This window comes from Pseudomonas schmalbachii (assembly GCF_017589465.1).
GTDB classification, from domain to species: domain Bacteria; phylum Pseudomonadota; class Gammaproteobacteria; order Pseudomonadales; family Pseudomonadaceae; genus Pseudomonas; species Pseudomonas schmalbachii.
Genome location: NZ_JAELYA010000005.1, coordinates 82,946 through 109,315 on the forward strand (window position 1 = coordinate 82,946; position 26,370 = coordinate 109,315).

Below are 26,370 nucleotides of genomic sequence, written 5' to 3' on the forward strand. Positions count from 1 at the left end.
GCCCGATGCAATTCAACCTTTCCGCCTGGGCACTGAAGAACCGTCAGATCGTCCTCTACTTCATGCTCCTGCTGGGCATCGTCGGCACGCTTTCCTATAGCAAGCTGGGGCAGAGCGAAGACCCGCCGTTCACCTTCAAGGCCATGGTGATCCGCACCATCTGGCCGGGCGCCACCGCCGAGGAAGTCTCCCGCCAGGTCACCGAGCGCATCGAGAAGAAGCTGATGGAGACCGGCGACTTCGACCGCATCCAGTCCTTCTCGCGGCCGGGCGAGTCGCAGGTGATCTTCGTCGCCCGCGAAGACTTGCGTTCAAAGGACGTTCCCGAGCTCTGGTACCAGATCCGCAAGAAGATCGGCGATATCCGCTTCACCCTGCCGCAGGGCGTGGTAGGGCCGTTCTTCAACGACGAGTTCGGCACCACCTTCGGCAACATCTATGCGCTGACCGGCAAGGGTTTCGACTACGCGGTGCTGAAGGACTACGCCGACCGCCTGCAACTGCAGTTGCAGCGCATCAAGGACGTCGGCAAGGTCGAGCTGCTCGGCCTGCAGGACGAGAAGATCTGGATCGACCTGTCCAATACCAAGCTGGCCACCCTCGGCGTGCCGCTGGCCGCGGTGCAGCAGGCGCTGGAGGAGCAGAATGCGGTCACCGCCACCGGCTTCTTCGAGACCGACAGCGACCGTGTGCAGCTGCGGGTTTCCGGTCGATTCGACACCGTCGACGACATCCGCCGGTTCCCCATCCGCGTCGGCGACCGCACCTTCCGCATCGGCGACGTGGCCGACGTGCACCGTGGCTTCAACGACCCGCCGGCGCCGCGCATGCGTTTCATGAGCGAGGACGCCATCGGTATCGCCGTGGCGATGAAGTCGGGCGGCGACATTCTCGTTCTCGGCGAGGCGCTGGACAGCGAGTTCCGGCGCCTGCAGGAGACCCTGCCGGCCGGCATGGAGCTGCGCAAGGTGTCCGACCAGCCTGCCGCCGTGCGTGAAAGCGTGGGCGATTTCGTCCGGGTGCTGGCCGAGGCGCTGATCATCGTGCTGCTGGTCAGCTTCTTCTCCCTCGGCCTGCGCACCGGCCTGGTGGTGGCGCTGTCGATCCCGCTGGTGCTGGCGATGACCTTCACCTGCATGTACTACTTCGGCATCGGCCTGCACAAGATTTCCCTTGGCGCCCTGGTGCTGGCGCTGGGCCTGCTGGTGGACGACGCGATCATCGCGGTGGAGATGATGGCGGTGAAGATGGAGCAGGGCTACGACCGCCTCAAGGCCGCCAGTTTCGCCTGGACCAGCACGGCGTTCCCCATGCTCACCGGCACGCTGGTGACGGCCGCCGGCTTCCTGCCGATCGCCACCGCGCAGTCCGGAACCGGCGAATACACCCGCTCGCTGTTCCAGGTGGTGACCATCGCCCTGGTGGTGTCGTGGATCGCCGCCGTGGTCTTCGTGCCCTATCTCGGCGACAAGCTGCTGCCGGACCTGGCCAAGCGCCATGCGGAGAAGCACGGCGGCAGCGACAAGGGCCACGATCCCTATTCGACGCCGTTCTACCAGCGCTTCCGGCGTCTGGTGGAGTGGTGCGTGCGCTACCGCAAGACGGTGATCACCCTGACCCTGCTGGCGTTCGTCGGCTCGGTGCTGCTGTTCCGCATGGTGCCGCAGCAGTTCTTCCCGCCGTCGGCGCGCCTGGAACTGCTGGTCGACCTCAAGCTGGCCGAGGGCGATTCGCTGAAGGCCACCACCGAGCAGGCCCAGCGCCTGGAGAAGCTGCTTGCCGGGCATCCGGGCATCGACAACTACGTGGCCTACGTCGGCACCGGTTCGCCGCGCTTCTACCTGCCGCTGGATCAGCAACTGCCGGCCGCCAGCTTCGCCCAGTTCGTGGTGCTGGCGAAGGACCTGAAGACCCGCGAGGAAGTGCGCAAGTGGCTGATCGAACGCCTGGCCGAGGACTTCCCGGCCGTGCGCACCCGTGTCACCCGCCTGGAGAACGGCCCGCCGGTGGGCTATCCGGTGCAGTTCCGCGTCTCCGGTGAGCACATCATGGAAGTCCGCGCCCTGGCGCGCCGGGTCGCCGAGAAGATGCGCGAGAACCCCCACGTGGTGAACGTGCATCTCGACTGGGAGGAACCGAGCAAGGCGATCTTCCTCGACATCGACCAGGACCGCGCCCGCGCGCTCGGCGTCAGCACCGCGGATATCGCGCAGTTCCTCCGTGGCAGCCTGACCGGCGCCACCGTCAGCTACTACCGCGAGGACAACGAGCTGATCGAAATCCTCCTGCGCGCCAGCGCGAGCGAGCGGCATGACCTGTCGCAACTGCCGACCCTGGCAGTGCCGACCAAGAACGGCCGCAGCGTGGCGCTGTCGCAGGTGGCGACGCTGGAATACGGCTTCGAGGAAGGCATCATCTGGCGGCGCAACCGCCTGCCGACGGTGATCGTGCGCGCGGATATCTACGACGAGACCCTGCCGGCCACCGTGGTCAAGCAGATCTCCCCGACCCTCGACCCGATCCGCAGCGAACTGCCCTCCGGCTATCTGCTGCAGATAGGCGGCACGGTGGAAGACTCGGCCAAGGGACAGAACTCGGTGAACGCCGGCATCCCGTTGTTCATCGTGGTCGTGCTGACCCTGCTGATGCTGCAACTGCGCAGCTTCTCGCGGGTGGCGATGGTGTTCCTCACCGCGCCGCTGGGGCTGATCGGCGTGACGCTGTTCCTGCTGATCTTCCAGAAACCCTTCGGCTTCGTCGCCATGCTCGGCACCATCGCCCTGGCCGGGATGATCATGCGCAACTCGGTGATCCTGGTGGACCAGATCGAGCAGGACATCGCCCACGGCCTGGACCGCTGGCACGCCATCATCGAGGCCACCGTACGGCGCTTCCGCCCCATCGTGCTGACCGCGCTGGCCGCGGTGCTGGCGATGATCCCGCTATCGCGCAGCGTGTTCTTCGGACCGATGGCGGTGGCGATCATGGGCGGCCTGATCGTCGCCACGGTGCTCACGCTGATGTTCCTGCCGGCGCTGTATGCGGCATGGTTCAGGGTGAAGAAAGAGGCCTGAGGTGGCATGGATGTAGGTTGGGCTGAGCTTGCGAAGCCCAACATTCGGCAGACCGGATAGCCGCCGGTCTGCGCGTCCCTACCCAACTTATGGGGGCGCCTGCCGAGCGTAGCTGACTGTCAGGATTTCCCAGATGTGCCCATCCGGCTCGTTCCAATAAACGATTCGTCCGCCATGCTGGGTATTGATCTGCATGTCCATCGGCCCGTGCGGGGCGCTTCGATAAGGGATGCCGTGGGCCTGGAGGCGCTGCAGGATACCGTCGAACTCATCTTCGCTGACCCGGAAGCAATAGTGCATGACAGGGAAGGGGCCGTCGGCCTGATCGAAATCGATGGTCAGGCTGTCGCTGACATAGACGGGGCTGAAAGGGCCTATGCCGGACTCGGCCCAAGGGACGCCGAGGATCGAGGCCAGCCGTTCGGCCGCCACCTTGCGGTCGTGGGACGGGATGATCAGGTGGTCGAGGTGGATGGTCATGGCTATGCTCCGCAAATGGCAGCATATCCAGTTTGGCACTGCATAGAGAGATGGGTTTCCCGGCGTATGCCAAGTAATTGAAAAGATAGTCAAACTCGCGTGGCGTTCCTGCAACGGAAGCTCTATCTGGCTCGCTGTGTCGCCTCTTGGAAGGTTATTTCTTTTGACAATCTTCGTTGATTCTTTGGCCCAGTTTTTCTCGCCATTTCTTTTTTAGTTTTTGTTGTGGAAGAATTTGGATCACCTGATTTGCACTGGTATCCAGTGCTACTCCCATAATTTCGCCCATATTTCTACAGGAAGAGTGTGGTGGGGACTCTATTATGAGTAGAACCACACGATCATCGGCTGACCATCCGATTGCCGCATAATTCGCCAGTTCAGGAGGATCGCATTTCTGGAATGAATTCAGATAAGGTTGGATCACATCGTTGATGGATAAATTTATTAGTTTTCCTTTCGCGTATTTTACATAGATTTCTGTGCTCCACGTGCCGACCAGACCTCCCTCACTGGAGTTTATTGCGAAGCCATTGCCTGCATTGTTCCATATCGTTTGGGCTAAAGGTGGACTGTATGTAATTGGAGTTGTGCTGCTATCTCCATTGCTTTGTGATATGGCTATACCGTTCTGGCTAGGCTCTATTGAAATGCTATTGTCTTTGCTATGTATAGTTCTGCTTGTTCCATCTTGGCGGTATAACGCGGTTTCTGTTGAACTCCATACTCCTTTGCAATGCAATTCTTCTGCGGTTGTCTGCGTTGCAATGAGTGTCAGAATTATCAAAAGTCTGATTCGGATCTTGAGCATTACCGATAGTCCTTTTTCTCGTGTTCCTAGCCATCCGACGTGTCGGATGGCTAGCGGAACCTTCCGTGGCGAGTAATGGGAAATTAAAAATATAGGTCAAACAGATTTCGAAGCATGCTTTTCTCGCCTCGGTAAAATTCCGTATAGCCACAACGGGCGCAGGCTATAAAAGAAAATTTCTCTGTTTCAATTTCGAAGACACTGGACATGAGTCCACCGGCGTTGCGTGTTTCACCTACCTGGTATTTGTCATGATTGCATTTCTGGCACCGGTATTCCTTTCCTTGTACGGTAAGCATCTTGTGGCGATGCGCTTCTACTTCTACCGCGCTCGCATTGCTCGGGCATCCACATTTGATGCAGGAGCTGGAGTCGGCATCATTTGGTTCATCACAGGCTAGACAGGTCCATCTGTACGCGGTCATGTATTCATCTACCTGAAATTTTTGTTGCTGTCTGTGGATATATGACTTTCACTGACAATCCGTCCTTGTATGAAAAGTACTCTGTGCAAATTTTATCCTCCTCGCTTATGGTTCGTTTTTCGATATCGCTGGCCGCTAGAAAGTCGGCGAAAGATGTGTGGCCATCCTGCTGACAGTCCATTTCTTTCCATGTGTACCCTTTGTTCCAGCTATCTATGGATCGGGTTGCTAGATAGAGTACAACTGGAAGCGTAACTGAGAGGGCCAAACAAGCTATTGCTCGCACATCATGCCCTCTTCTATGGCCTGCAGTAACTCATCTCGCGAAGTGCGAATTTCGTTTTCGGAGTGGCATACTTTGTTAACGCTCACGTCTGATACATACAAAAGCTCTCGCTTTCTCAGTTCAGTAAAAGAGTCTCGGCAACGAATAATCGAATTCTCCACATCCATTTTCTTCAAGTCTTGAATGATGGTTTTTCCTCGAGCCAACAGTTGACAATCCCGATCTTCTGCACCGCCAGCATCTAGGTGCAGTGATAATAAATCAATTAGCGCACTGGTCGCGGCGTCACTTCTATTTACACCCAGGGAGTCGATTGAGATTTCAAGTGCTGACTGCCCTCCTCTACAACCAAATAAACACTTCTCGCGCTCCTGTCGAACCCTCAGGCTTAGGCTATGTACAAATTCGATCATAATAACTTGTGTCACAAAGTATGCTTGTTGCGCTTCGACTGTAGATGTTGTGGATTTTGCTGCCTCAGACGAAAGACAAATTCCTATAAGAAGATATATGCCAAAAAGAGATTTTATTTTCATGGTTTAACTATTAGGGTGTTTCCCTGCTTGGCTTCGATTGTTTAATTTTTGAATGTCAATAGCTGTACCGGAAAAAGAGAAAGATTTATTTTTGCTGACCTAGTTTCGGTCGACCCTAACCCCTTCTCTAGATTCGAACTCCTGTAACTCGTTCAATCTCATCCAAGGAGCCCATTACTTGTCAATTGGCTGCACTGAACCGCCTCACGAGAACTAGCTCTTCAGGAGGGATCGCATGTTTCACGAACTCGACGTAACCACAGCGGCGCATTTCTTATGTAGAACTCAGCGCTTCGAAACTCGGGTCGGGGCAAGCCAGTTTTCCCCAGAAGATGTACCAACTCGCATTGCGTAACTCGACCATGGATAGTCCGTGTTTGAAAATCGCCTTGTTCGGCGAACACAACCTAATAGTGGGATCACGCTGCGCGATATGATGCGAATAGATCCTGGGCATGAGAATTTCCTCCTTGAAGCCAGCACCTGAGTATCCTTGCTAAAAATTTAAAGTGTAGAAAATAAAACTATCCCCTTTTTCTCCATGTCCCCTTTCCCCAAAAGCTACATGATTGTTTCAGACCATCCTTAGAGTGCATTCGCGCCCTTTCTCACGTTTCAAAACTAAATAAATCGTTTGTTTCACTAGCGTTTCGGTTGTTCTTGGCTAGTGAGCTTTCTCATTAGATCGGCTGACTCCAAAAAATAGAAAAATATAGCGGGTCTTCCATCTTCATTGATTACTTCAAACTTCTCGTAGCCGGAGCCATGTTCAAATTCTGTCTTGTAGATAAGGGTGGTTTTGCTTGGCGAGTCCATGGAGTGAGAGAGTATTGTTTTCTCTTTTCTGCTATTTATTACTTTTCCCAAATTTGTCCTTATGGATTTTAATAAATTCTCTACATCGGTTCTTTTTGTGTTTGTCCTTGTTGCTTTTGCTGAACTTTCATAGATGGCTATAAATTCCTCTGAGTTTAAGCGGGTGTGGAACTCTATTATTGCAGCCTCTGCTTCTACAGTATTCGGGATTCGCGAACAGCTTGAAATGAGCAGGAGGAGTACAAGTGCTGGTTTATATGAGTTTCTGCTTAATTTCATTGTTCATCATTTCAGGACTTTGGCTGGTTTTTTGTTCTGGAGTCGTATGTGTGTTGCTTTTTAAGTATGAGCTTGCGGGTGTAATTGTGCTTGCTGTGTTTCAATTGCAGTCGGTGCTATCTTTGCGGCCTCGGATGGCAAGCAAATACCTAAGAGGAAATAAAGTCCAAGTAAGAATTTGGCTTTCACAGTTGTGCTATTAAATACGACAGGCTTCGGGATCGATTAGACGATGCTGTATGAAGTCTGCATGTTTCTCTTGGATTATTAAGCATTGCCTTATCTCCCATAGTATCTGAGGTATGCTACGGTCGACTTGAACTTTGCAGGGATAATCTTGGAAAATAGAGTTATTATCTTGTTGCTATAGATGCATATGACTATTGCGGATAGAAAGTTTAAAATTGACACCGATAAGAAAATTTCCCACTTACCTATAGGGAATGAGATTTGGTGGTTGAAGTGGTATGTCTTTATGAAGTTATGTCCATAGAATAGTGCTGCAAGCACCATTGATGCAATTTTTGATGCTTTTGTTACGGTGACTAACCCTTTCTCGCTTAGTATTCGTGTAAATATTGTTAATATTCCTAATAAAATAGTTAATTCAATTGTTCTCCTGAGGATGTATGAGTCATTTATTTTGAGTGCGGCTATTAATAATGAGAACGGGATTGCGATCAGATGCGACGCTAAGAAGGTCATTCCAACTGTAATGGTGCTTGTTATCAGGAATCTTGAGATGAAATGCATTTTACGGTCTCAGTTGGGTTTCATAACATTCGCAATTATCTGGGAGGTCATAAGGTCCGGCAGATTCAACAAGAGAACATTTTTCTTGAATCATATCCCCCATTTTATCGGTGTTTTTCCCCCAATTAGTGCATTGAATAGCCCAGTTGTCGTGCGGTCCAAAATTGATTTCGTAATGAGGCGCACCCGGAGCGCCGCAAACCATTCTTGAACAGTAGGTTAAGTCTGGTTGAAATGAGTTAAGAATATTGTCAATCAGCGTCCTGGTGTCTTCGAGTATCGTATTCTTCTTTAGAAAGGTCTGGGGTTTCGGGTTTATTTCTTTTCCTGGCTTGATTTTTGGAGTCCATCCAGGTCTGAGGCCTAAATGATCAATATTTTCTAGAAGCGAACTATTTACATAGGCATAGGTATTGGTTCCACCGCTTATCTTTATGGGGTTCTGACTGATATATCGTCCAAACTCCGGAAAGTAATAACGATGCTGGTTGTAACAAAGCCCACTTTTCTCATCGTGATACTGCCCCTGGAAGCGCAGGGGCTGGTCGGTTGTGCCTTGTTCATTGCACACGGCGGCCCAATCGTCGGGTTCGGCGCTCCAGAGGGTGTGGCCATTGCTATCGGTGAGGCGCAATGGGGTGCCTAGGTGGTCGGTGTGGAAGATGGCGAGCGTCGCTTCGCCACTCTTCAACGTTTCCGGCAGGGCGAGGCCCTGGCCGAGCAACAGGCGTTTGACTGCCAGCAGCTCCGGCGCTTCGTCGCTATTGGTGGCCTGCTCCAGGCGGAGTAGCGGGACGAAGGTGCCGGGTAGGTAGACCAGGGTACGTTTGCGTTGGTCATCGTCCTTCAGGGGCAGGCGGTCGCCATCCCAGCCGTAGCGATGGTGCTGTTCGCTGCCGTCGACATGGTGGATCGTCTTGCCAATACGGCGGGAGAGGGCGTCATAGCTGTAGCTCGCCTCCAGGAGCGGCTGGCCGTTCCGGCTGCGCTGCAGCAGCACCAGGCGTTGTGCGGCGTCGTAATGCAGGTCGAGTTGGGTGCCGTCCGGGCGGTTGAGCTGGATGAGGTTGCCGATAGCGTCGTAGCGGTAGCGATGGCCGTCGTGGTGATCGAAGCGGTAGCAACTGTCGAGGGCTTCCTCGCCCTGGAAGCCGAGCACCTGCAGCGCACTCGCGGTGCCATCGATCAGCAGGTGGAACTGTGCCTGGTTAGCCGGTTGGAACATGCCTGTCGCCCTGAAACATCCGTTGTAGAGCGGCGGACTTTAGGGGGAAGGGCGAGGTTGCGCAGTGGTAGGCGTGCACCTTGGGAGGTTTCTACGGATTACGCGGATTTTTCGTAGGAACGTTCTTGCTAACCCCTTTGCGCGGCGGCTATCAGCTTCGGACGCTGGGGCAAGCCTTTCGGGAGCCTGCAGGGGGAATAGATGTGGATCGGGTAGGCAATGTTGGGCTTCGCAAGCTCAGCCCAACCTACGAAAAGCATTCCGCAGTAAAAACAAAGCCCCGCTGATTCGGCGGGGCTTTCCATCTCGTGCGCTGCAACGCCTACAGGTCGAAATCGTAGTCGCTCAGCTGCTTCTGCAGGCGGCGCTCTTCGAGGTAGTTGTCGATGATGCGACGCTTGGTCAGGTTGGTCCTGGCGACTTCCGCAGCGTCTTCGGCGTCATCGTCGGCATCGTCCTCCACCACGGTTACTTCGTCTTCCAGCTCAAGGTCTTCTTTAGCGGTTGCCATAGCAGTCACTCCAACTTATGGGGTGTTCTTGGCGCCCTTATATCGACAAAGTGCGGGGTGGTAAAAAAGATTTTTTCAATGGATGAGGACAATTCCTACGGTAGGAATCAATCGTCCGAAGTCTTGTGCTTGTACTCGCACAGGTCCTCGATCCGGCAACTGCCGCATTGCGGTTTGCGCGCCTTGCACACGTAGCGGCCATGCAGGATCAGCCAGTGGTGGGCGTCCAGCAGGTATTCACGGGGCACGAACTTCACCAGCTTCTTCTCCACTTCCAGCACGTTCTTGCCGGGAGCGATGCCGGTGCGGTTGGAGACGCGGAAGATGTGCGTGTCCACCGCCATGGTCGGCTGGCGGAAGGCGGTGTTCAGGACCACGTTGGCGGTCTTGCGGCCGACGCCGGGCAGGGCTTCGAGATCCTCGCGGTTGTCCGGGACTTCGCCGCCGTGCTTCTCGACCAGGATGCGGCAGGTCTCGATGACGTTCTTCGCCTTGCTGTTGTACAGGCCGATGGTCTTGATGTACTCGGACAGCCCTTCCACCCCCAGCGCATGGATGGCGGCGGGGGTATTGGCCACCGGGAACAGTTTCGCCGTGGCCTTGTTCACGCCGACGTCGGTGGCCTGGGCGGAGAGGATCACCGCGATCAGCAACTCGAACGGCGAGGCGTATTCCAGCTCGGTGGTGGGGTTGGGATCATCCTCGTGCAGGCGACGGAAAATCTCCGCGCGCTTGGCGGCATTCATTCAATCACTCCAGTGACGCGGACGCGCTGGCGCTGGGTGGCGGGTTCGCTGCCCGCCTGCGCCCTGGCGCGTTCCGCCAGGCTTTCATCGATACGGTTCTTCAGGGCGATCAGCAGGCCCAGCACGAGGAACGCGCCGGGCGGCAGGATGGCCAGCAGGAAGCCCTGGTAATCCGCGAACAACTGGACCTTCCAGCCCGCTGCGGCGGGGCCGAACAGCAACTGCATGTCGGCCAGCAGGGTGCCGTGGCCGAGCACTTCGCGCAGGGTGCCGAGGGCCAGCAGCACCAGTGCGAATCCCAGTCCCATCATAAGCCCGTCGAACGCCGAGCGGGCCACGCTGTGCTTGGCGGCGAAGGCTTCGGCGCGGCCGAGGATCACGCAGTTGGTGGTGATCAGCGGGATGAAGATGCCGAGGATCTGGTACAGCTCGTAGGTCCAGGCCTGCATCAGCAGTTCGATGCAGGTGGTCAGCGCGGCGATGATCATGACGAACGCCGGCAGCCGCACGGCCTCGGTCACCGAGCCGCGGATCAGCGCCACGGCGGCGTTCGAGCAGGCCAGCACGAGCATGGTGGCGAGGCCCAGGCCGAGGGCGTTGACCATCGAGTTGCTGGTGCCGAGCAGCGGGCACAGGCCGAGCAGCTGGACCAGTCCGGGATTGTTCTTCCACAGCCCCTGCAGGGCGATCTCGCGGTATTCACTCATGCTCGGTCACCTCGGCCGGCGGAGCCAGCAGCTCGGCCTTGTGCTGATCGAAGTACTGCAGCGCCTTGTGCGTCGCCCTGACCACCGCGCGCGGGGTGATGGTGGCGCCGGCGAACTGGTCGAACTGGCCGCCGTCCTTCTTCACCTGCCAGCCGGATTCGCCGGGATTGGCCAGCGAGCGCTGGTCGAAACCATGCAGCCAGTCGCTCTTGCCCAGCTCGATCTTGTCGCCGAGGCCCGGGGTTTCCTTGTGCGCGACCACCCGCACGCCGAGCAGGCGGCCCTCGGCGCTGACCCCGACCAGCAGCTGGATCGCGCCGCTGTAGCCGTCCGGCGCGGTGGCCTGGAGGACCACCGCGGTCGGCTTGCCCTGCAGGGTGGCGACGAAGGCCGGGGCGGGCCGGTCCTTGCCGAGCAGCTTGGGGTCGAACTGGCTGACCTGGGTGTCCAGCGGATGATTGTCGTAGCTGCCGGCCGGCAACAGCTGCAGTATCGCGCGGCCACGGGCTTCGCGCTGGGAGGCCTTGATGCGTTCCTTGGTGAACTGGTGGACCGTCGCCACCAGCCCGACGGTGACCACGGCGAACAGGCCGAGCACCAGGGCGTTCTTCAGGATCGAGCGCTGCATCGGCATCGATCATTCCCCCAGCTTGAAGCCGCGTTGCGGCTTCTTGTGCCCGTAGGTGCGCGGGCGGGTGTAGTAGTCGATGGTCGGCGCGGCGAGATTCATCAGCAGCACGGCAAAGGCAAGGCCATCCGGATAGCCGCCCCAGGCACGGATGATGTAGGTGATCACGCCGACGCCGATGCCGAAGACCAGCCGTCCGCGATTGCTGGTGGCGCCGGAAACCGGGTCGGTGACGATGAAGAAGGCGCCGAGCATGGTCGCCCCGGAGAACAGGTGCAGCAGCGGCGAGCCGTGGGAGTCCGAGCCGGAGCCGCCCCAGAACAGCAGGTTCATGACGAACAGCGCGCCGAGCATGCCGACCGGCGCATGCCAGGTGAACAGCTTGCGCCAGAGGAGGAACAGGCCGCCGACGAGGAACGCCAGGTTGACCAGTTCCACGCCGCGCCCGCCGACCGAGCCGAAGGCCGCGCTCTGCGCCATCAGTTCGTCCATGGTCAGGCTCTTGTTGGTGCGGATGGTGTCGAGCACCGTGGCGCCGACCCAGGCATCCGGCTGCTGCGAGGCGAAGCCGAAGATCTGGCCGAGCCCCTCGACGATGCCGAGGCTGGCGTCCGGGCTGGGCCAGCGGGTCATCTCCAGCGGGAAGGACACCAGCACCACCACATAGCCGAGCATCGCCGGGTTGAACGGGTTCTGCCCGAGCCCGCCATAGAGGTGCTTGCCGAACACCAGGGCGAAGCCGGTGGCGATCAGCGTCAGCCACCAGGGGGCGTAGGGCGGCAGGGCGAGGGCGAGCAGCACGGCGGTGACCAGCGCGCTGCCATCCTTGAGGAAGAAGCCCAGCGGGCGGCCGCGCAGCTTCAGCATCGCCGCTTCGCAACCGAGGGCGATGGCGCTGCACCAGAGCAGGTTGAACAGCGTGCCGACGCCGTACAGGGCCGTCAGCACCAAGACGCCGGGTGCGCAGGCGGCCAGCACCTGCAGCATGACCCTCTGCGTGCGATTGCCGGCAGTGACGTGGGGCGAGGTGATGCGGGGCAGTTTCATCGCTTACTCCGCCGGGGGATTCGCCAGCGCACGCTCGGCGGCTTCGAGCCGGGCGCGGGCGCTGTCCAGTTGTTCCTGCGGTGCGCCTTCGCGCTCCAGTTTCTTCAGGTCGGCGCGGGCGTAGGCCAGTTCGGTCTTCGCCGCGCGGGTGGCCGCATCCACCGGACGCTTCTCGATGCGCACCAGATCCGGCGCCGGCTTGCCGCTGGTGTCCTCGGCCGCGTGCAGGGTTTGTTCGGCGTCCGCCAGTTCCTGACGCAGATGGGCGAGGGTGGCCTCATCGGCGCCGGCCTGTTGGGCTTTCTTCAACTCCGCACGCTTGCCGGCGAGGGCGATCTTCGCGGCCTTCAGCGCCTTTTCACCGTCGCTCGGGGCAGGCGCGGCGGGTGGCGGAGCCTGCAATTCGGCCTGCAGGCGATCGAGGCGGTCCACTTCGGCGCGCAATTGCTGCAGGGTGGCCTGCTGTTCTTCGGTTGGATTTTCGCCGAAGGCCTTCTCGGATTTCTTCAACTGCGCGCGGGCCATGGCGCCATCGATCTTCGCCTTCTTCAGCGCGGCATCGTTGGCGACCGGAACTGCCGCAGGGGCGGGAGCTGGCGCGCTGGTCGCTTCGGCTGCTGCAAGGGCTGCCTTGGCCGCTTCGGCAGCGGCACGCAGGTCGGCGACCTGGGCCTGCAATTCCGGGGTGTCGTGGGTGGCGAGCTGCTTTTCGGCCTTCTTCAGCGCGACCTGGGCCATGCTTGCTTCGATCTTCAGGCGCTTCAGGTCGTCCGGTGCATTGCCCACCGCCTTCTCGGCCTTGACTCGCTCGATGATCGATTGCGCTGGTTCGACTGCTGTGTCCTGGGTTTCGCGGGCACGTGCGGCCTTTTCCTGGCGTGCCAGGCGCTCGGCAGCCTTGCGCTCTTCCTCGCGGCGCAGGCGATCCTGGCGTTGTTCGAAGCGCAGGCGCGAGTGCTCGGCCTTCTGCTGCTTGAGCTGCAGCTCGCGGATATCCGCCTTGGCCGCGCGGTAGTACTGCACCAGCGGAATGCTCGACGGGCAGACATAGGCGCAGGCGCCGCATTCGATGCAGTCGAACAGGTTGTGCGCGTGCAGTTGCTCGTGGTCGTTGCCCAGGGCGAAGAAGTGCAACTGCTGCGGAAGCAGGCTGGCCGGGCAGACCAGCGCGCAGTCGCCGCAACGGATGCATGGCATGGCTGGCGGCGGCGCCGGCAGTTCGTCGCGGGTCGGGGCGAGCAGGCAGTTGCCGGTCTTGATCAGCGGTACGTCGAGGGACGGCAGGGCGATGCCCATCAGCGAGCCGCCGAAGATCAGGCGATCCAGCTTGCCCCGATCCAGCCCGGCGAAGTCCAGCAGTTCGCCGACCGGCGTGCCGATCAGCGCTTCGACGTTCATCGGCCGGGCCAGGGCGGCGCCGGTCAGGGTGGTGATCCGCGAGATCAGCGGCCGGCCGCGCAGCACGGCATCGGCCACGGCTACCGCGGTGCCGACGTTCACGCAGAGGGTGCCGATATCCGCCGGCAGGCCGCCGCTTGGCACTTCGCGGCCGGTGAGGATCTGGATCAACTGGCGCTCGCCGCCGGAGGGATATTTGGTCGGCACCGCGCGCAACTGGAACGGCCGCTCGCCGATGGCCGCCTGCAGCGCGGCGATGGCTTCCGGCTTGTCGTCCTCGACGCAGATCAGCACCTGTTCCGGCTGCAGGATGTGCACGAGGATTTCGATACCCTGCACCAGCTCCGCCGCGCGTTCGCGCATCAGCATGTCGTCGGCGCTGATGTAGGGCTCGCATTCGACGCCGTTGACGATCAGCGTGTGGATATCGTCCTGGGCGCGCGCGGCCAGCTTGGCGGCGGTGGGGAAGCCGGCGCCACCGAGCCCGGCGATGCCCGCCTGGCGGATGCGTTCGAGCAGCGCCGGTGCGTTTTCGTTGCGGAAGTCTTCGCAGGGTTGCAACGGCGCCCATTCCTCGCGGCCGTCGCTGTCGATGACGATGGCTGGCGCAGGCAATCCGGATGCGTGGGGAAAGGGCTGCTCGCCAATGGCCACCACCGTACCGGAGGTCGGCGCATGCAGCGCCGTGCTGATGGCGCTGCCGGGCGTGGCGATCATCTGGCCCTTGAGCACGTGCTCGCCGACTTCCACGCAGGCGATGGCCGGGCTGCCGGCATGCTGGGCCAGCGGCAGGATCAGGCGTTTCGGCAGCGGCGCAGCGGCAATCGGGCTGCCGGTGGACTGGCGCTTGTTGGTCGGCGGATGGATGCCGCCGGGAAAGTCCCAGACCTGCGCGTTCATGCGGCGCGCTCCTGGTCGGTGGCGATCAGCCGTGCGGCCGGCAGCGGCCATTTCCACTCGCGCACGCCGGGCAGCAGGTCGCGCATCTCGATGCAGTCCACCGGGCAGGGCTCGACGCACAGGTCGCAACCGGTGCACTCGGCGGCGATCACCGTGTGCATCTGCCGCGCCGCGCCGACGATGGCGTCCACCGGGCAGGCCTGGATGCACTTGGTGCAGCCGATGCACTCGGCTTCGCGGATGTAGGCCACCCGCGGCGGCGTTTCGGCGGCGGCGTCCAGCGGTTCCACCGGCAGGTCGAGCAGGTCGGCGATGGCCTGGATGGTCGCCGCGCCGCCGGGCGGGCACTTGTTGATCTTGTCGCCGCTGGCGATGGCCTCGGCGTAGGGCTTGCAGCCGGGGTAGCCGCACTGGCCGCACTGGGTCTGTGGCAGCAGGGTGTTGACCTGTTCGGCGATGGGGTCGCCTTCCACATGGAAGCGTATCGCGGCGTAGCCGAGCAGGGCGCCGCAGGCAATGCAGAGCGCCAGCAGCACGCCGACCGCGATCAGCACCGTGGTCATAACTTGATCAGCCCGGTGAAGCCCATGAACGCCAGCGACATCAGTCCTGCGGTGATCATGCCGATGGCCGCGCCCTGGAACGGCTTGGGCACGTCGGCGATGGCGATGCGTTCGCGCATGGCGGCGAACAGCACCAGCACCAGCGAGAAGCCCAGCCCGGCGCCGAAGCCCTGGGCGGTGGACTGGATGAAGCCGTATTCGGCCTTGTTGGCGTTGATCAGCGCCACGCCGAGGACGATGCAGTTGGTGGTGATCAGCGGCAGGAAGATGCCCAGCACGCGGTAGAGCAGCGGGCTGCTCTTCTTCACCAGCATCTCGGTGAACTGCACCACCACGGCGATCACCAGGATGAAACCGATGGTGCGCAGGAACTCCAGGTCCAGCGGCTTCAGCACATAGCGCTGCAGCAGGTAGCTGCACATCGCCGCCAGCGTCAGGACGAAGGTGGTGGCCAGCGACAGGCCGATGGCGGTCTCGATCTTCCGCGAAACGCCCATGAACGGGCACAGGCCGAGGAACTGCACCAGCACGAAGTTGTTGACCAGGATGGCGCTGACCAGGATGAGGGCGAGTTCGGTCATCTGACGAGGGCCATGGAAAAGGGGCGCATATTATCGGGAAGGCTATTAAGTGGCTCAAGCCAAGGGTAGCCCTGAAACGACGACGCCGGCATGGAAGCCGGCGTCGTGGCAGCGCGGGGCGCGGATCAGCTGACGCGCTGACCCGGCTTGGCGCCGCTGTCCGGGCTCAGCAGGTAGATTTCCGAACCGCCCGGGCCGGCGGCCAGGACCATGCCTTCGGACAGGCCGAACTTCATCTTGCGCGGCGCCAGGTTGGCGACGTAGAGGGTCAGGCGGCCTTCCAGCTTGCTCGGGTCCGGGTAGGCGCTCTTGATGCCGGAGAACACATTGCGCTTCGCGTCGCCGATATCCAGCGTCAGGCGCAGCAGCTTGTCGGCGCCCTCGACGAACTCGGCCTTCTCGATCAGCGCGATGCGCAGGTCGACGGCGGCGAAGGCGTCGAAGTTGATTTCGGCGGCGATGGGGTTCTTCACCAGCTCGCCGTTGCCGGTCGGCTGGGCCGCGCTGGCGGCGAGGTCTTCTTTCGAGGCTTCGATCATGGCTTCGATTTTCGCGGGTTCGATACGGGTCATCAGGGGGGTGAACGGGTTCAACTGGTGGTTGGCCAGCAGTTGCTCGTGGTCGCTCCACTTCAGCGGGGCGACGTTGAGGAAGACTTCGGCGGCCTCGGCCAGCTTCGGCAGCACCGGCTTGAGGAAAATCACCAACTGGCGGAACAGGTTCACGCCCAGGGCGCAGATGGCCTGAACCTCGTCCTGCTTGCCTTCCTGCTTGTTCAGCGCCCACGGCGCCTTGTCGGCGATCCAGGCGTTGGCTTGGTCGGCCAGGGCCATGATTTCGCGCATGGCGCGGCCGAAGTCGCGGGCTTCATAGGCGGCGGCGATGCTTGGCGCGGCGGCCTTGAAGGCTTCCACCAGCTCCGGTGCCGGGTTGGCCTCGACCAGCACGCCGGCGTTGCCCTTGTGGATGAAGCCGGCGCAACGGCTGGCGATGTTGACCACCTTGCCGACCAGATCGGAGTTGACCTTCTGCACGAAGTCCTCGAGGTTCAGGTCGAGGTCGTCGACGCCGCGGCCGAGCTTGGAGGCGTAGTAGTAGCGCAGGTATTCCGGGTCCAGGTGGTCCAGGTAGGTGCGCGCCTTGACGAAGGTGCCGCGGGACTTGGACATCTTCTGGCCGTTGACGGTCAGGTAGCCGTGCACGTTCAGCGCGGTCGGCTTGCGGTAGCCGGCGCCTTCGAGCATGGCCGGCCAGAACAGCGCGTGGAAATTGACGATGTCCTTGCCGATGAAGTGGTACAGCTCGGCGTCGGAATCCTTGTTCCAGTAGGCGTCGAAGTCCAGCTCAGGACGGCGCGCGCAGAGGTTTCGGAAGCTCGCCATGTAGCCGATCGGCGCGTCCAGCCAGACGTAGAAGTACTTGCCGGGGGCGTCCGGGATTTCGAAGCCGAAGTAGGGCGCATCGCGGGAGATGTCCCACTCCTGCAAGCCGGAATCCAGCCATTCGGCGATCTTGTTCGCCACCGACTCCTGCAGGGCGCCGCTGCGGGTCCACTGCTTGAGCATGGCGTCGAAGTCGGGGAGCTTGAAGAAGTAGTGCAGCGATTCCTTCAGTACCGGCGTGGCGCCGGAGATCGCCGATTTCGGGTTCTTCAGCTCGGTGGGCGAGTAGGTCGCGCCGCAGGCTTCGCAGTTGTCGCCGTACTGGTCGTCGGTGCCGCATTTCGGGCAGGTGCCCTTGATGAAGCGGTCGGCGAGGAACATCTGCTTGTCCGGGTCGAAATACTGGGTCACCGGGCGGGTGGCGATGTGGCCGGCCTCGCGCAGTTTCACGTAGATCGAGCTGGACAGCTCGCGGTTCTCTTCCGAGTGGGTCGAGTAGTAGTTGTCGAAGTCCACCAGGAAGTCGGCGAAGTCGGCCATGTGCTCGGCGCGCACGGCGTCGATCAGCTGTTCCGAGGTGATGCCTTCGCGCTCGGCGCGCAGCATGATGGCCGAGCCGTGGGCGTCGTCCGCGCAGACGTAGGTCGCCTGGTTGCCACGCATCTTCTGGAAACGCACCCAGATGTCGGTCTGGACGTACTCCAGCATGTGACCGAGGTGGATCGAACCGTTGGCGTAGGGCAGGGCGCTGGTGACGAGAATCTTGCGGGCTTCGGACATGGTGATCAGGCCGTACGGGAAAATCGAGGGAAGTCGGCAACTATATAGGAAGCGGCAAGGTTCAAGCCACAAGCACCAGGCAAAAGCCTGACCAAACGTTGGTTGGTGCTGAGGAGGTAGGGCGGGTGAAACCCGCCAGAAATGCCGTCGTTGATCTGGCGGGTTTCACCCGCCCTACCGCATACGCTGCTGTTACTATATCCGTCTGTTTTGCTCAGCCTTTTCCTGGGAGACCCCATGAGCGTCATTACCCGTGCTTCGGTGGAAGCCGTTCTTCGCCAGATCATCGATCCCCACACCGGCCAGGACCTGCAAAGCGCCGGTTACCTGCGCGACCTGGACATCCAGGGTGGCCGGGTCAGCCTGAGTCTCGAACTCGGCTACGCTGCCGGGCTGTTCAAGGGCGGACTGGCGCAGACCGTGCAGATGGCCCTGGAAGCACTGGACGGCGTGGATTCGGCGCAGGTGCGCATCGACACCCACATCGCGCCGCACAAGGCGCAGGCCCAGGTGCCGGGCATGAGCAACGTCAAGAACATCATCGCCGTGGCTTCCGGCAAGGGCGGCGTGGGCAAGTCCACCACCGCCGCCAACCTGGCGCTGGCGCTGGCCCGCGAAGGTGCACGCGTCGGTATTCTCGATGCGGATATCTACGGCCCGAGCCAGGGCATCATGTTCGGCCTGCCGGAAGGCACGCGGCCGAAGGTGAAGGACCAGAAGTGGTTCGTGCCGATCGAGGCGCACGGCGTGCAGGTCATGTCGATGGCCTTCCTCACCGACGACAACACCCCGGTGGTATGGCGCGGGCCGATGGTCTCCGGCGCGCTGATCCAGCTGATCACCCAGACTGCCTGGGACGACCTCGACTACCTGGTGATCGACATGCCGCCGGGCACCGGCGACATCCAGCTGACCCTGGCGCAGAAGGTCCCGGTGGCCGGCGCGGTGATCGTCACCACCCCGCAGGACCTGGCACTGCTCGACGCCAGGAAGGGCGTGGAGATGTTCCGCAAGGTCAACATCCCGGTGCTCGGCGTGGTGGAGAACATGGCCGTGCACATCTGCTCCAACTGTGGCCATGCCGAGCACCTGTTCGGCGAAGGCGGCGGCGAGAAGCTGGCGGCGCAATACGGTGTCGAACTGCTCGCCTCGCTGCCGCTGTCCATGGCCATCCGCATGCAGGCCGATGGCGGCAAGCCGACCGTGATCGCCGACCCGGAAAGCCAACTGGCGATGATTTACCAGCAGATGGCCCGCTGCGTCGGCGCCCGTATCCCCCTCAGCGAACAGGCCGCGCCGGCGATGCCGAGCATTTCCATCAGCGACGACTGATGCGCTGAGGCAAAGTGCCGCCCGGCGCGGCACTTTGCCCTCGACCGACTCCCCCGGTAAGATTCGCCCTTCTTTTTTCACGAGCAACGGGACGCCCGCCATGACCATCAAATCGGACAAGTGGATTCGCCGCATGGCCTTGGAGCACGGCATGATCGAGCCGTTCGTCGAGCGCCAGGTGCGTGGTGCGGACGACAGCCGGGTGATCTCCTATGGCGTCTCCAGCTATGGCTACGACGTGCGTTGCGCCGCCGAATTCAAGGTCTTCACCAACATCCATTCGGCGGTGGTCGATCCGAAGAACTTCGATGAGAAGAGCTTCGTCGACATCCACAGCGACGTCTGCATCATCCCGCCGAACTCCTTCGCCCTGGCGCGCACCGTCGAGTACTTCCGCATCCCGCGCGACGTGCTGACCATCTGCCTGGGCAAGAGCACCTATGCGCGCTGCGGCATCATCGTCAACGTCACACCGCTGGAGCCGGAGTGGGAAGGCCACGTGACCCTGGAGTTCTCCAACACCACCAACCTGCCGGCGAAGATCTACGCCCACGAAGGCGTGGCGCAGATGCTGTTCCTGCAGTCCGACGAGGCTTGCGAGGTGTCGTACAAGGATCGCGGCGGCAAGTACCAGGGGCAGACCGGCGTGACGCTGCCGAAAGCCTGATACGTTGCTGACTCCAAAGAGAACCGGGCCGATGCCCGGTTTTCTTTTTCAGGTAGGTTGGTGCTGAGCGCAGCGAAGCCCAACAATGCGTGACCCCACCAGTTGTTGGGCTTCGCTGCGCTCAGCCCAACCTACGGGACGTTGGCGGGGCGTCTTCTATACTCAAGACCCCACCACTACCGCGGGAGACCAGTCATGCGTCGCCTCAGTCTGCTATTCGCCAGCCTGTTGCTCAGCACCCCGTTGTGGGCCATGCATTGTCCGGCGGACATGGCCAAGATCGACGAGATCCTCAAGACCAATCCACCCAGCGATCCCGCTGTCCTTTCCAAGGTGCAGGAACTGCGCGCCGAGGGCGAGCAGTTGCACAAGCAGGGGGATCACAGCGGATCGGTGAAGGCGCTGGGCGAAGCGCTGAATCTGCTCGGGGCCAAGTAGCTCCTGTCTTCCTGGCGTTCCCACGCTCGCGCGGGAACGCCTCGTCCCTTCAGCGAATCACTTCTGCGGTACCAGCGTCAGCCGCTTGCTGCCGTAGACCCGGTCGATGTTCTGCGACTGGAACGGGAAGCTGACGTAATTGCCCTTCAACCAGGCATCGATGCCGTCCGCGTAGTGCGGGCTGGCCGGGTTGCCGGACTGGCCGCTGCTGTTCAGGCCGATCATCGGTTCCGCCTGGCCGAAGTCGACGACGATGCGCATGGCCGGGATCAGCCAGGTATCGAAGTCCTGCCCCCAGTGGTAGGCCGACACGTTCAGCGTGCTGTGGTCGCCGCCGGCCGGGTAGGGGCCGCGATCCAGGTAGCCCTTGATCGCGTTCACCCCGGCGCGCTGGCTGGCGCCCAGGTACGGCGCCATCTTGCTGCTGTCGCTGGTCCACGCGTAGGTGTGCAGTTTGCCCCACTGCCAGGAACGGCGGTCGCTGCCGAGTTTCTGCTCGCAGAAGCTCAGCGCGGCGGCCAGGCTGCGGGCGAGGATGGCCGGCTTGTCCTCCTTCTGCGGGGTGCGGATGTCGTCCCAGAACGGGCTGTCTTCGCGGCCGAGCAGATGGTCGGCCTGCGCCGAGTAGGAAAGCTTGGCGGCGTCGACGAAGGCCTTCCAGCTCGCGCTGTCCTCCGGGCCGAGTTCGTCGAGGAAGGTCTGCCGGGTGCTCTCCTGCAGGAAGGCTTCGTAGAGCGCGGCGTCGGCCGAGGTGGCGGCCAGCTTGCCGTCGAATGCCATCAGCCGGTCGAGGGCCTCGCGGGCGCGGCCGCGCTGGTCGGCGGGCAGGGCGTCGATTGCCTGCTTCAGCGGCTGCGCCATGCCGGGCGCCTCGAACATCGCCTGCAGCTTGCCGGCGAACGGCGTGGTCTGGTCGTACTGCATGGCGATCATGCTGCGGTTGTCGTGGCTGCGGCTGGCATTGGCCAGCTGCGCGATGCGCTCGGCGCGCTCCGGGTAGTACCACGAGCTGGACAGCTGGGCGCCGTAGCCCGGCTGCACCGTGCGGTGGTTGGCGGTGCCGAGCCAGCCTTGCGCCGGGTCCTGGTCGGCCGGATGCAGGATCGGATCGGCATAGCCGTCCCAGTCGTAGCGGCTGTCCCAGCCGGGCGAGGGCAGCAGGCCGCGACCTTCCCGGCGGTTGGGGAAGCGTCCGGTGACCTGCCAGCCGATGTGCTTCTCGTCGGCGAACACGATGTTCAACGCCATGGCGCGTATCTCGCGGGTGGCGTCGAAGGCCTGCTCGACGCTCTTCGCCCGCGACAGGTCGAACAGCGCGTCGAGGGATTTGTCGGATTCCGCCTGGATGCTGCGGTAGGCCAGTCCGTAGCCGCTGGAGAGCGGTAGCGGCTGGAGATCGTGCTGGCGCTCGCCGAGGGCGCTGTTCAGCAGCGGGCCGTGGCGGGTTTCGTAGATGGTCTCGCGGACCGGGCTGCGGCCCTTGATGAAGAAGGTCTCGTTGCGCTCGATGGCCGGCTGCCACTTGCCGTCGGCGAGATAGTAGAGGCGGTTGCCCTGGCGCCGGACCTGTTCGAGGAAGAGGTCCTGGGTGTCGCCCATGACCATGGTCATGCCCCACGCCAGCTTGCCGTTGAAGCCGGCCACCACGCCGGGCACGCCGGCGATGGAAACGCCCGCGGCGGTGTATTTCGGCGAGCGGATGTGCACGTAGTTCCACACCGAGGGCATGGAAATCGGCAGGTGGGTGTCGTTGGCCAGCAGGCTCTTGCCGCTGCGGCTGCGCTGCGGCGCGATGGCCCAGTTGTTGGAGGCGGCGACGCCGAGCATCTGCAGCGTGGCGACCTGCTGCGCAGCTCCGTCGACGGCGGCCAGTCCGGGAATCTGCCCGCGGAGCTTCAGGCCCTTGAGCTTGTCGGCCTCGTCGAACGGCAGCGCCTCGTCGGGGTAGATCGGCAGCAGCCACGCAAGCTTGTCGGTGCCGACCTTCTGCGCCATCGCCAGCGCCGAGATTTCTTCCTGCAGGTTGACCGCCAGGCCGAAGTTGAGCAGCGCGAAGATCAGCGCCGAGTCCTCCGGCTTCCAGTATTCGGGGCGGTAGCCGGACTGGGCGAGGTCCATCGGCAGGTTGTCGCGGTTGCGATAGATGTACGCGTTGACCCCGCGCGCGTAGGTCTCGAAGAAGCGCTTCAGGCGTGGCGACGATCCGGCGTAGAGCACATTGGCGCTCTGTTTCAGGTTCACCGTACGCATGAAACGGTCGACCTCCAGCACGCCTGGGCCGAGCATTTCCGCCAGCCGCCCCTGGGCCATCAGGCGCAGGCCGACCATCTGGCTGAGACGGTCGCTGGCGTGCACGTAGCCTTCGGCGAACAGCGCGTCGTGGAAGGTGCTGGTCTCGATCAGCGGCATGCCCAGCGCGTTGCGGCGGATCGACACGTTGTCCGCCAGGCCCTTGATCGGCTGCACGCCCGTGGTCGGCGGCAGGCTGCCGGCGTAGCGGTCGCTCAGCCAGGTCTGGCAGCCGGTCAGGCTGACCGCGGCGCTCAAGGTGGCGGCGATGCCGAATCGGGAAAGCGGGCGGAAGGCGCGCGGGGCCATGGAACGATGCTCCTGCTCTGGGCTGGCGTGAAAAGGCGTTACGGTAGTGACGCGGCGATTGCCACGCAAGCCACGGATGCAGGGATTCCGAGGGGAGCGGGGCGCCCGGCGGCACCCCGGGATGAATCAGGGCTTCGGCGGGTTGATCGCATTCGCCAGATCGTAGGCGCGCACGGTGGCCGGGCGGGCCTTGATGCTCTCGAACCAGCGCTTGACGTTGAGGAAGTCGTCGAGGTCCTGGGATTGCCACTGGTAGGGCACGATCCACGGGTAGATCGCCATGTCGGCGATGCTGTAGTCGTCGCCGGCGACGAAGGCGCGGCCGGCCAGGCGCTTGTCGAGCACGCCATAGAGCCGCGCGGTTTCCTTGACGTAGCGGTCGATGGCGTAGGGAATCTTCTCCGGGGCGAAGCGGTTGAAGTGGTGGTTCTGCCCGGCCATCGGGCCAAGTCCGCCCATCTGCCAGAACAGCCACTGCAGCGTTTCCTCGCGGCCGCGCAGGTCCTTGGCGATGAACGTGCCGGTCTTCTCGGCGAGGTAGAGCAGGATGGCGCCGGACTCGAACAGCGCCATCGGCTCGCCGCCGTCCGCCGGGGCATTGTCGACGATGGCGGGAATCTTGTTGTTCGGCGAGATCTTCAGGTAGTCGGGGGCGAACTGCTCGTCCTTGCCAATGTTGATCGGGTGGACGCGGTAGGGCAGGCCGGCTTCTTCGAGGAAGAGGGTGATCTTGTGGCCGTTGGGGGTGGTCCAGTAGTAGAGGTCGATCATCGGATTGCTCCACGGGAAAGTGGGAAATCGACTCTAGCAGAAAGCAAAAGGCCTGCTGCTGCAGGCCTTTCGGGGAGAAGGGCGGGCGATCAGGCGCCGTGGCACTTCTTGAACTTGTTGCCGCTGCCGCAGGGGCAGGGATCGTTGCGACCCACGTCCTTCAGCGGATTGCGTACCGGCTCGTGGCTGTGGTTGCAGTTCGGGCCATGGACATGGCCGTGGTGGTGATCGTGGTCATGGTCGTGGTTGCAGTCGGGACCATGTACATGGGGTTCCTGGCTCATTGGAAACTCACTCGGGGATGTAATCGCCGGGGATTATCTCGCCATTGCGCGCAATGTGCACGCTGCGACCGAACAGCAGGCCGGTCATCACTTCGCCTTCCAGACGGTAGCGGATCGGCTTTTCCGGGGTTTCCAGCAGCTTGACGATGTACTTCATGTGCCGCCAGAGGTTGGTGGTGACCGGCACGTTGAAGGTTTCGTGGCCGTTGGCGGGTACGGTGAACCACGTACTGGACTCACCCTCGGCGAGCTGCACGTCGTTGAGTTTCACCTTGTAGCGCAGGCCGCGGACCGGGAGGCTGAAATCGTTGGGGTTGTCGATGCGGAAGCTGAGCAGGAATTGCTGTTCAAGGAGTTTGGCCTTCACCACGTCCACCTTGACCAGCTTGACGTCCGGGCTCTGGAAGTCGCCGAGCATCCAGCTGCAGCCGGAAAGCAGCCCGAAAATCCACACTAGGCTGATAATTCTTATGATTTGCGCCTGACTGTTCATGTCCATCCCCCAAGACGCCCAGTGTATCAACCACTTGCTCCACCGCAAGCGGTTGTTAGGTTACAGGAAGCTGCACCATACTGGCCCAATCTGTTCGGACGGTATGCATGAGGGATCACGATGAGCCGATTCGAAGTCGCGTTTTCCGGTCAGACGGTTCCGGGCATTCCGCTCGATACGGTCAAAAGTAACCTTGCCCGGTTGTTCCAGGCCGACGAGCAGCGCATCGCCCTGCTGTTCTCCGGGCGGCGGGTGGTGATCAAGAACAACCTGGACGCGGCGGGCGCGGAAAAGTACCGCACCGTCATGGAGCGCGCCGGGGCGCTGGTCGAGGTGGTCGACCTGGATGCTGCGATCGAGGAGATCGAACTCGCTCCGCCGCCGGCCGATCCGCAAGCGCCGCAGCCATTGAAGGTCGCCCCGCGCGACGAGTACATGGCGGCTTTCAGCGATGTCGAAGCGCCGGACTTTGGCCTGGCGCCGGTCGGTGCGGATCTGCAGGATGCGAAGGCGGAAGCGCAGGGGCCGCAGCTCGACCTCAGCGAATTCAGCGTCGCGCCGGTCGGCAGCGACATGGGCCAGGCCAAGGCTGCGCCTGCGGCACCGGTGCCGGATACCAGCCACCTGAAGCTGATGGAGTGACGTCACTCACTCTGCTGCGGGTCGTCCTTGTAGACGAACTTGGGCATTTCCCAGTGGAAACGGATTGCCAGCAGGCGGAACAGGAAGCCGGCGAACAGGGTGATCAGCAGCGACTGTTCGTTGGGCAGTTGCAGATGGATGCATAGCAGGTAGCACCAGGCGCTGGCGAACGACACGCTGGCGTACAGCTCGCGGCGGAAGATCAGCGGCACGTCGTTGCAGAAGATATCCCGCAGGATGCCGCCGAAGACTCCGGTGATCACCCCGCTGACCGCGGCGATCAGCAGGCTGTGCCCCATTTCCAGGCTGACCTGGCAGCCGATCAGGGTGAAGGCCACCAGGCCGACGGCGTCGAGCACCAGGAACAGCGAGCGCAGGTGACGCATCAGCGGGGCGATGAATACCGTGACGAGTGCCGCCACTGCGGTCAGGGCGAGGTATTCGGGATGGCGCACCCAGGTCAGCGGATAGTGGCCGAGCAGCATGTCGCGCATCGAGCCTCCGCCCAGGGCGGTCACGCAGGCCACCAGCACCACACCGAACAGATCCATGCTGCGCCGCCCGGCCGACAGGGCCCCGGTCATGGCTTCGGCAGTGATGGCGACGATATAGAGGACAGTGAGCAGCATGGTGGGGCTCCGCAGACGGGCGCCGAGGGATGCTTGTGGCGTCCGCGGCCCCGGGAAAAAGCGCGGATTCTAGCCGAGCCGGCCGTTGCACCCAAGTGGTGCGGATTCGACTGTCAGCCGATCCAGGGCCCGCAGCACTTCTTCAGCTTGCCACCGGCGCCGCATGGACATGGATCGTTGCGGCCGAGCTTCAGCGCCACGGTGGGATCGAGGAAGTACCAGCGGCCATCACGCTGGACGAAGCCGGAGCATTCACGATGCACATGCTCGCCCTGGCTGTCATGCCAGCGCGCGGTGAAGGTGACTCGCGCGTGCTCGGGCTGGCCGCCCAGCACCTCGTGGCCTTCCACTTCCAGGCCGAGCCAGGTGCTGTCCTGGCTCCAGCTGCGGATGGCGTCGAGGTCCAGCCCGGCCCGCTGCGCCGGCAGGGTGGTGTCGCGCAGGTAGTCGATCAGGCCGAGGACATAGGCGCTGTAGCGGGAGCGCATCAGCGCCTCGGCGGTCGGCGCCGGCTGGCCGGCATGCAGGCGGCCGCAACACTCGGGTAGCGGATTGCCGCTGCCGCAGGGGCAGGTTGGTTCGGTCATG

The 26,370-nt window shown here is 61.9% G+C and carries 26 protein-coding genes; 5 read left to right on the forward strand and 21 right to left on the reverse strand.

The features are described 5' to 3' along the window. Positions 1 to 5: 5 nt before the first annotated feature. Positions 6 to 3,074, forward strand: a complete 3,069-nt coding sequence (locus tag JFY56_RS13940) for an efflux RND transporter permease subunit (RefSeq protein WP_208314378.1) — start codon at positions 6 to 8, stop codon at positions 3,072 to 3,074. 87 nt (positions 3,075 to 3,161) lie between these two features. Here JFY56_RS13940 and JFY56_RS13945 read toward each other — a convergent pair whose 3' ends face one another. The 15 genes from JFY56_RS13945 to metG form a co-directional block, all read right to left on the reverse strand. Next, positions 3,162 to 3,554 (reverse strand): VOC family protein, encoded by a 393-nt coding sequence (locus tag JFY56_RS13945; protein ID WP_208314380.1) that lies wholly within the window; start codon positions 3,552 to 3,554, stop codon positions 3,162 to 3,164. Positions 3,555 to 3,708: 154 nt separating this feature from the next. Beyond that, complete coding sequence (locus JFY56_RS13950) at positions 3,709 to 4,365, reverse strand: hypothetical protein (RefSeq protein ID WP_208314382.1); 657 nt, start codon at positions 4,363 to 4,365, stop codon at positions 3,709 to 3,711. 83 nt (positions 4,366 to 4,448) lie between these two features. Continuing rightward, a complete protein-coding gene (locus JFY56_RS24730) occupies positions 4,449 to 4,790 on the reverse strand; it encodes a zinc ribbon domain-containing protein (protein WP_208314384.1) in 342 nt (113 codons plus the stop codon). A gap of 273 nt (positions 4,791 to 5,063) precedes the next feature. Continuing rightward, a complete protein-coding gene (locus JFY56_RS13960) occupies positions 5,064 to 5,612 on the reverse strand; it encodes an Imm57 family immunity protein (RefSeq protein WP_208314386.1) in 549 nt (182 codons plus the stop codon). A gap of 642 nt (positions 5,613 to 6,254) precedes the next feature. Next, positions 6,255 to 6,707, reverse strand: a complete 453-nt coding sequence (locus tag JFY56_RS13965; protein WP_208314388.1) for a hypothetical protein — start codon at positions 6,705 to 6,707, stop codon at positions 6,255 to 6,257. Between the two features lie 754 nt (positions 6,708 to 7,461). After that, positions 7,462 to 8,685: an RHS repeat-associated core domain-containing protein gene (locus tag JFY56_RS13970; RefSeq protein ID WP_208314391.1), complete on the reverse strand. Its 1,224-nt coding sequence runs from the start codon at positions 8,683 to 8,685 to the stop codon at positions 7,462 to 7,464. A 322-nt stretch (positions 8,686 to 9,007) separates the two neighbouring features. Further along, the gene (locus tag JFY56_RS13975) at positions 9,008 to 9,196 is read right to left on the reverse strand and encodes a PA3496 family putative envelope integrity protein (protein WP_208314393.1); all 189 of its coding nucleotides are present in this window, start codon (positions 9,194 to 9,196) and stop codon (positions 9,008 to 9,010) included. Positions 9,197 to 9,303: 107 nt separating this feature from the next. Further along, a complete protein-coding gene (gene nth, locus JFY56_RS13980; protein WP_208314395.1) occupies positions 9,304 to 9,942 on the reverse strand; it encodes an endonuclease III in 639 nt (212 codons plus the stop codon). Continuing rightward, a complete protein-coding gene (locus tag JFY56_RS13985; protein WP_208314396.1) occupies positions 9,939 to 10,649 on the reverse strand; it encodes an electron transport complex subunit E in 711 nt (236 codons plus the stop codon). The genes nth and JFY56_RS13985 overlap by 4 nt, the downstream gene beginning before the upstream one ends. Beyond that, positions 10,642 to 11,277: an electron transport complex subunit RsxG gene (gene rsxG / locus JFY56_RS13990; protein WP_208314397.1), complete on the reverse strand. Its 636-nt coding sequence runs from the start codon at positions 11,275 to 11,277 to the stop codon at positions 10,642 to 10,644. The genes JFY56_RS13985 and rsxG overlap by 8 nt, the downstream gene beginning before the upstream one ends. Before the next feature lie 9 nt (positions 11,278 to 11,286). Next, entirely contained in the window at positions 11,287 to 12,324 is a 1,038-nt protein-coding gene (locus tag JFY56_RS13995) for an RnfABCDGE type electron transport complex subunit D (protein ID WP_208314398.1), read from the reverse strand. A gap of 3 nt (positions 12,325 to 12,327) precedes the next feature. Then, complete coding sequence (rsxC, locus tag JFY56_RS14000; protein ID WP_208314399.1) at positions 12,328 to 14,622, reverse strand: electron transport complex subunit RsxC; 2,295 nt, start codon at positions 14,620 to 14,622, stop codon at positions 12,328 to 12,330. After that, positions 14,619 to 15,185 (reverse strand): electron transport complex subunit RsxB, encoded by a 567-nt coding sequence (gene rsxB, locus JFY56_RS14005; RefSeq protein WP_208314400.1) that lies wholly within the window; start codon positions 15,183 to 15,185, stop codon positions 14,619 to 14,621. Before rsxB ends, rsxC begins: the two co-directional genes overlap by 4 nt. After that, positions 15,182 to 15,766, reverse strand: a complete 585-nt coding sequence (gene rsxA, locus JFY56_RS14010) for an electron transport complex subunit RsxA (RefSeq protein WP_208314401.1) — start codon at positions 15,764 to 15,766, stop codon at positions 15,182 to 15,184. Before rsxA ends, rsxB begins: the two co-directional genes overlap by 4 nt. 125 nt (positions 15,767 to 15,891) lie before the next feature. Further along, positions 15,892 to 17,928 (reverse strand): methionine--tRNA ligase, encoded by a 2,037-nt coding sequence (gene metG, locus JFY56_RS14015; RefSeq protein WP_208314409.1) that lies wholly within the window; start codon positions 17,926 to 17,928, stop codon positions 15,892 to 15,894. 237 nt (positions 17,929 to 18,165) lie between these two features. Between metG and apbC the strand changes: the two genes are divergently transcribed. From apbC to JFY56_RS14030, 3 genes are all read left to right on the forward strand, one after another. Continuing rightward, entirely contained in the window at positions 18,166 to 19,260 is a 1,095-nt protein-coding gene (gene apbC, locus JFY56_RS14020) for an iron-sulfur cluster carrier protein ApbC (protein ID WP_208314411.1), read from the forward strand. 100 nt (positions 19,261 to 19,360) lie between these two features. Then, positions 19,361 to 19,927: a dCTP deaminase gene (dcd, locus tag JFY56_RS14025; RefSeq protein WP_208314413.1), complete on the forward strand. Its 567-nt coding sequence runs from the start codon at positions 19,361 to 19,363 to the stop codon at positions 19,925 to 19,927. A gap of 195 nt (positions 19,928 to 20,122) precedes the next feature. Next, positions 20,123 to 20,365, forward strand: coding sequence for a hypothetical protein (locus tag JFY56_RS14030; RefSeq protein WP_208314415.1), 243 nt, complete (start codon positions 20,123 to 20,125; stop codon positions 20,363 to 20,365). A gap of 57 nt (positions 20,366 to 20,422) precedes the next feature. Here JFY56_RS14030 and JFY56_RS14035 read toward each other — a convergent pair whose 3' ends face one another. The 4 genes from JFY56_RS14035 to JFY56_RS14050 form a co-directional block, all read right to left on the reverse strand. Continuing rightward, positions 20,423 to 22,963 carry a penicillin acylase family protein gene (locus tag JFY56_RS14035; RefSeq protein ID WP_208314417.1) on the reverse strand — a complete coding sequence of 847 codons (2,541 nt, stop codon included), beginning with the start codon at positions 22,961 to 22,963 and terminating at the stop codon, positions 20,423 to 20,425. A 126-nt stretch (positions 22,964 to 23,089) separates the two neighbouring features. Continuing rightward, positions 23,090 to 23,734 carry a glutathione S-transferase N-terminal domain-containing protein gene (locus JFY56_RS14040; protein ID WP_208314419.1) on the reverse strand — a complete coding sequence of 215 codons (645 nt, stop codon included), beginning with the start codon at positions 23,732 to 23,734 and terminating at the stop codon, positions 23,090 to 23,092. 89 nt (positions 23,735 to 23,823) lie between these two features. Continuing rightward, positions 23,824 to 24,018, reverse strand: coding sequence for an SEC-C metal-binding domain-containing protein (locus JFY56_RS14045; protein WP_208314421.1), 195 nt, complete (start codon positions 24,016 to 24,018; stop codon positions 23,824 to 23,826). 7 nt (positions 24,019 to 24,025) lie between these two features. Beyond that, the gene (locus JFY56_RS14050) at positions 24,026 to 24,511 is read right to left on the reverse strand and encodes an LEA type 2 family protein (protein WP_208314747.1); all 486 of its coding nucleotides are present in this window, start codon (positions 24,509 to 24,511) and stop codon (positions 24,026 to 24,028) included. Positions 24,512 to 24,631: 120 nt separating this feature from the next. Between JFY56_RS14050 and JFY56_RS14055 the strand changes: the two genes are divergently transcribed. Further along, positions 24,632 to 25,153, forward strand: a complete 522-nt coding sequence (locus JFY56_RS14055; RefSeq protein WP_208314422.1) for a hypothetical protein — start codon at positions 24,632 to 24,634, stop codon at positions 25,151 to 25,153. 2 nt (positions 25,154 to 25,155) lie between these two features. Here the strand turns inward: JFY56_RS14055 and JFY56_RS14060 are convergent, their stop codons facing one another. Beyond that, positions 25,156 to 25,782 (reverse strand): trimeric intracellular cation channel family protein, encoded by a 627-nt coding sequence (locus JFY56_RS14060; protein ID WP_208314425.1) that lies wholly within the window; start codon positions 25,780 to 25,782, stop codon positions 25,156 to 25,158. A gap of 113 nt (positions 25,783 to 25,895) precedes the next feature. Next, positions 25,896 to 26,369 (reverse strand): YchJ family protein, encoded by a 474-nt coding sequence (locus tag JFY56_RS14065; RefSeq protein WP_208314427.1) that lies wholly within the window; start codon positions 26,367 to 26,369, stop codon positions 25,896 to 25,898. Position 26,370: the final 1 nt, after the last annotated feature.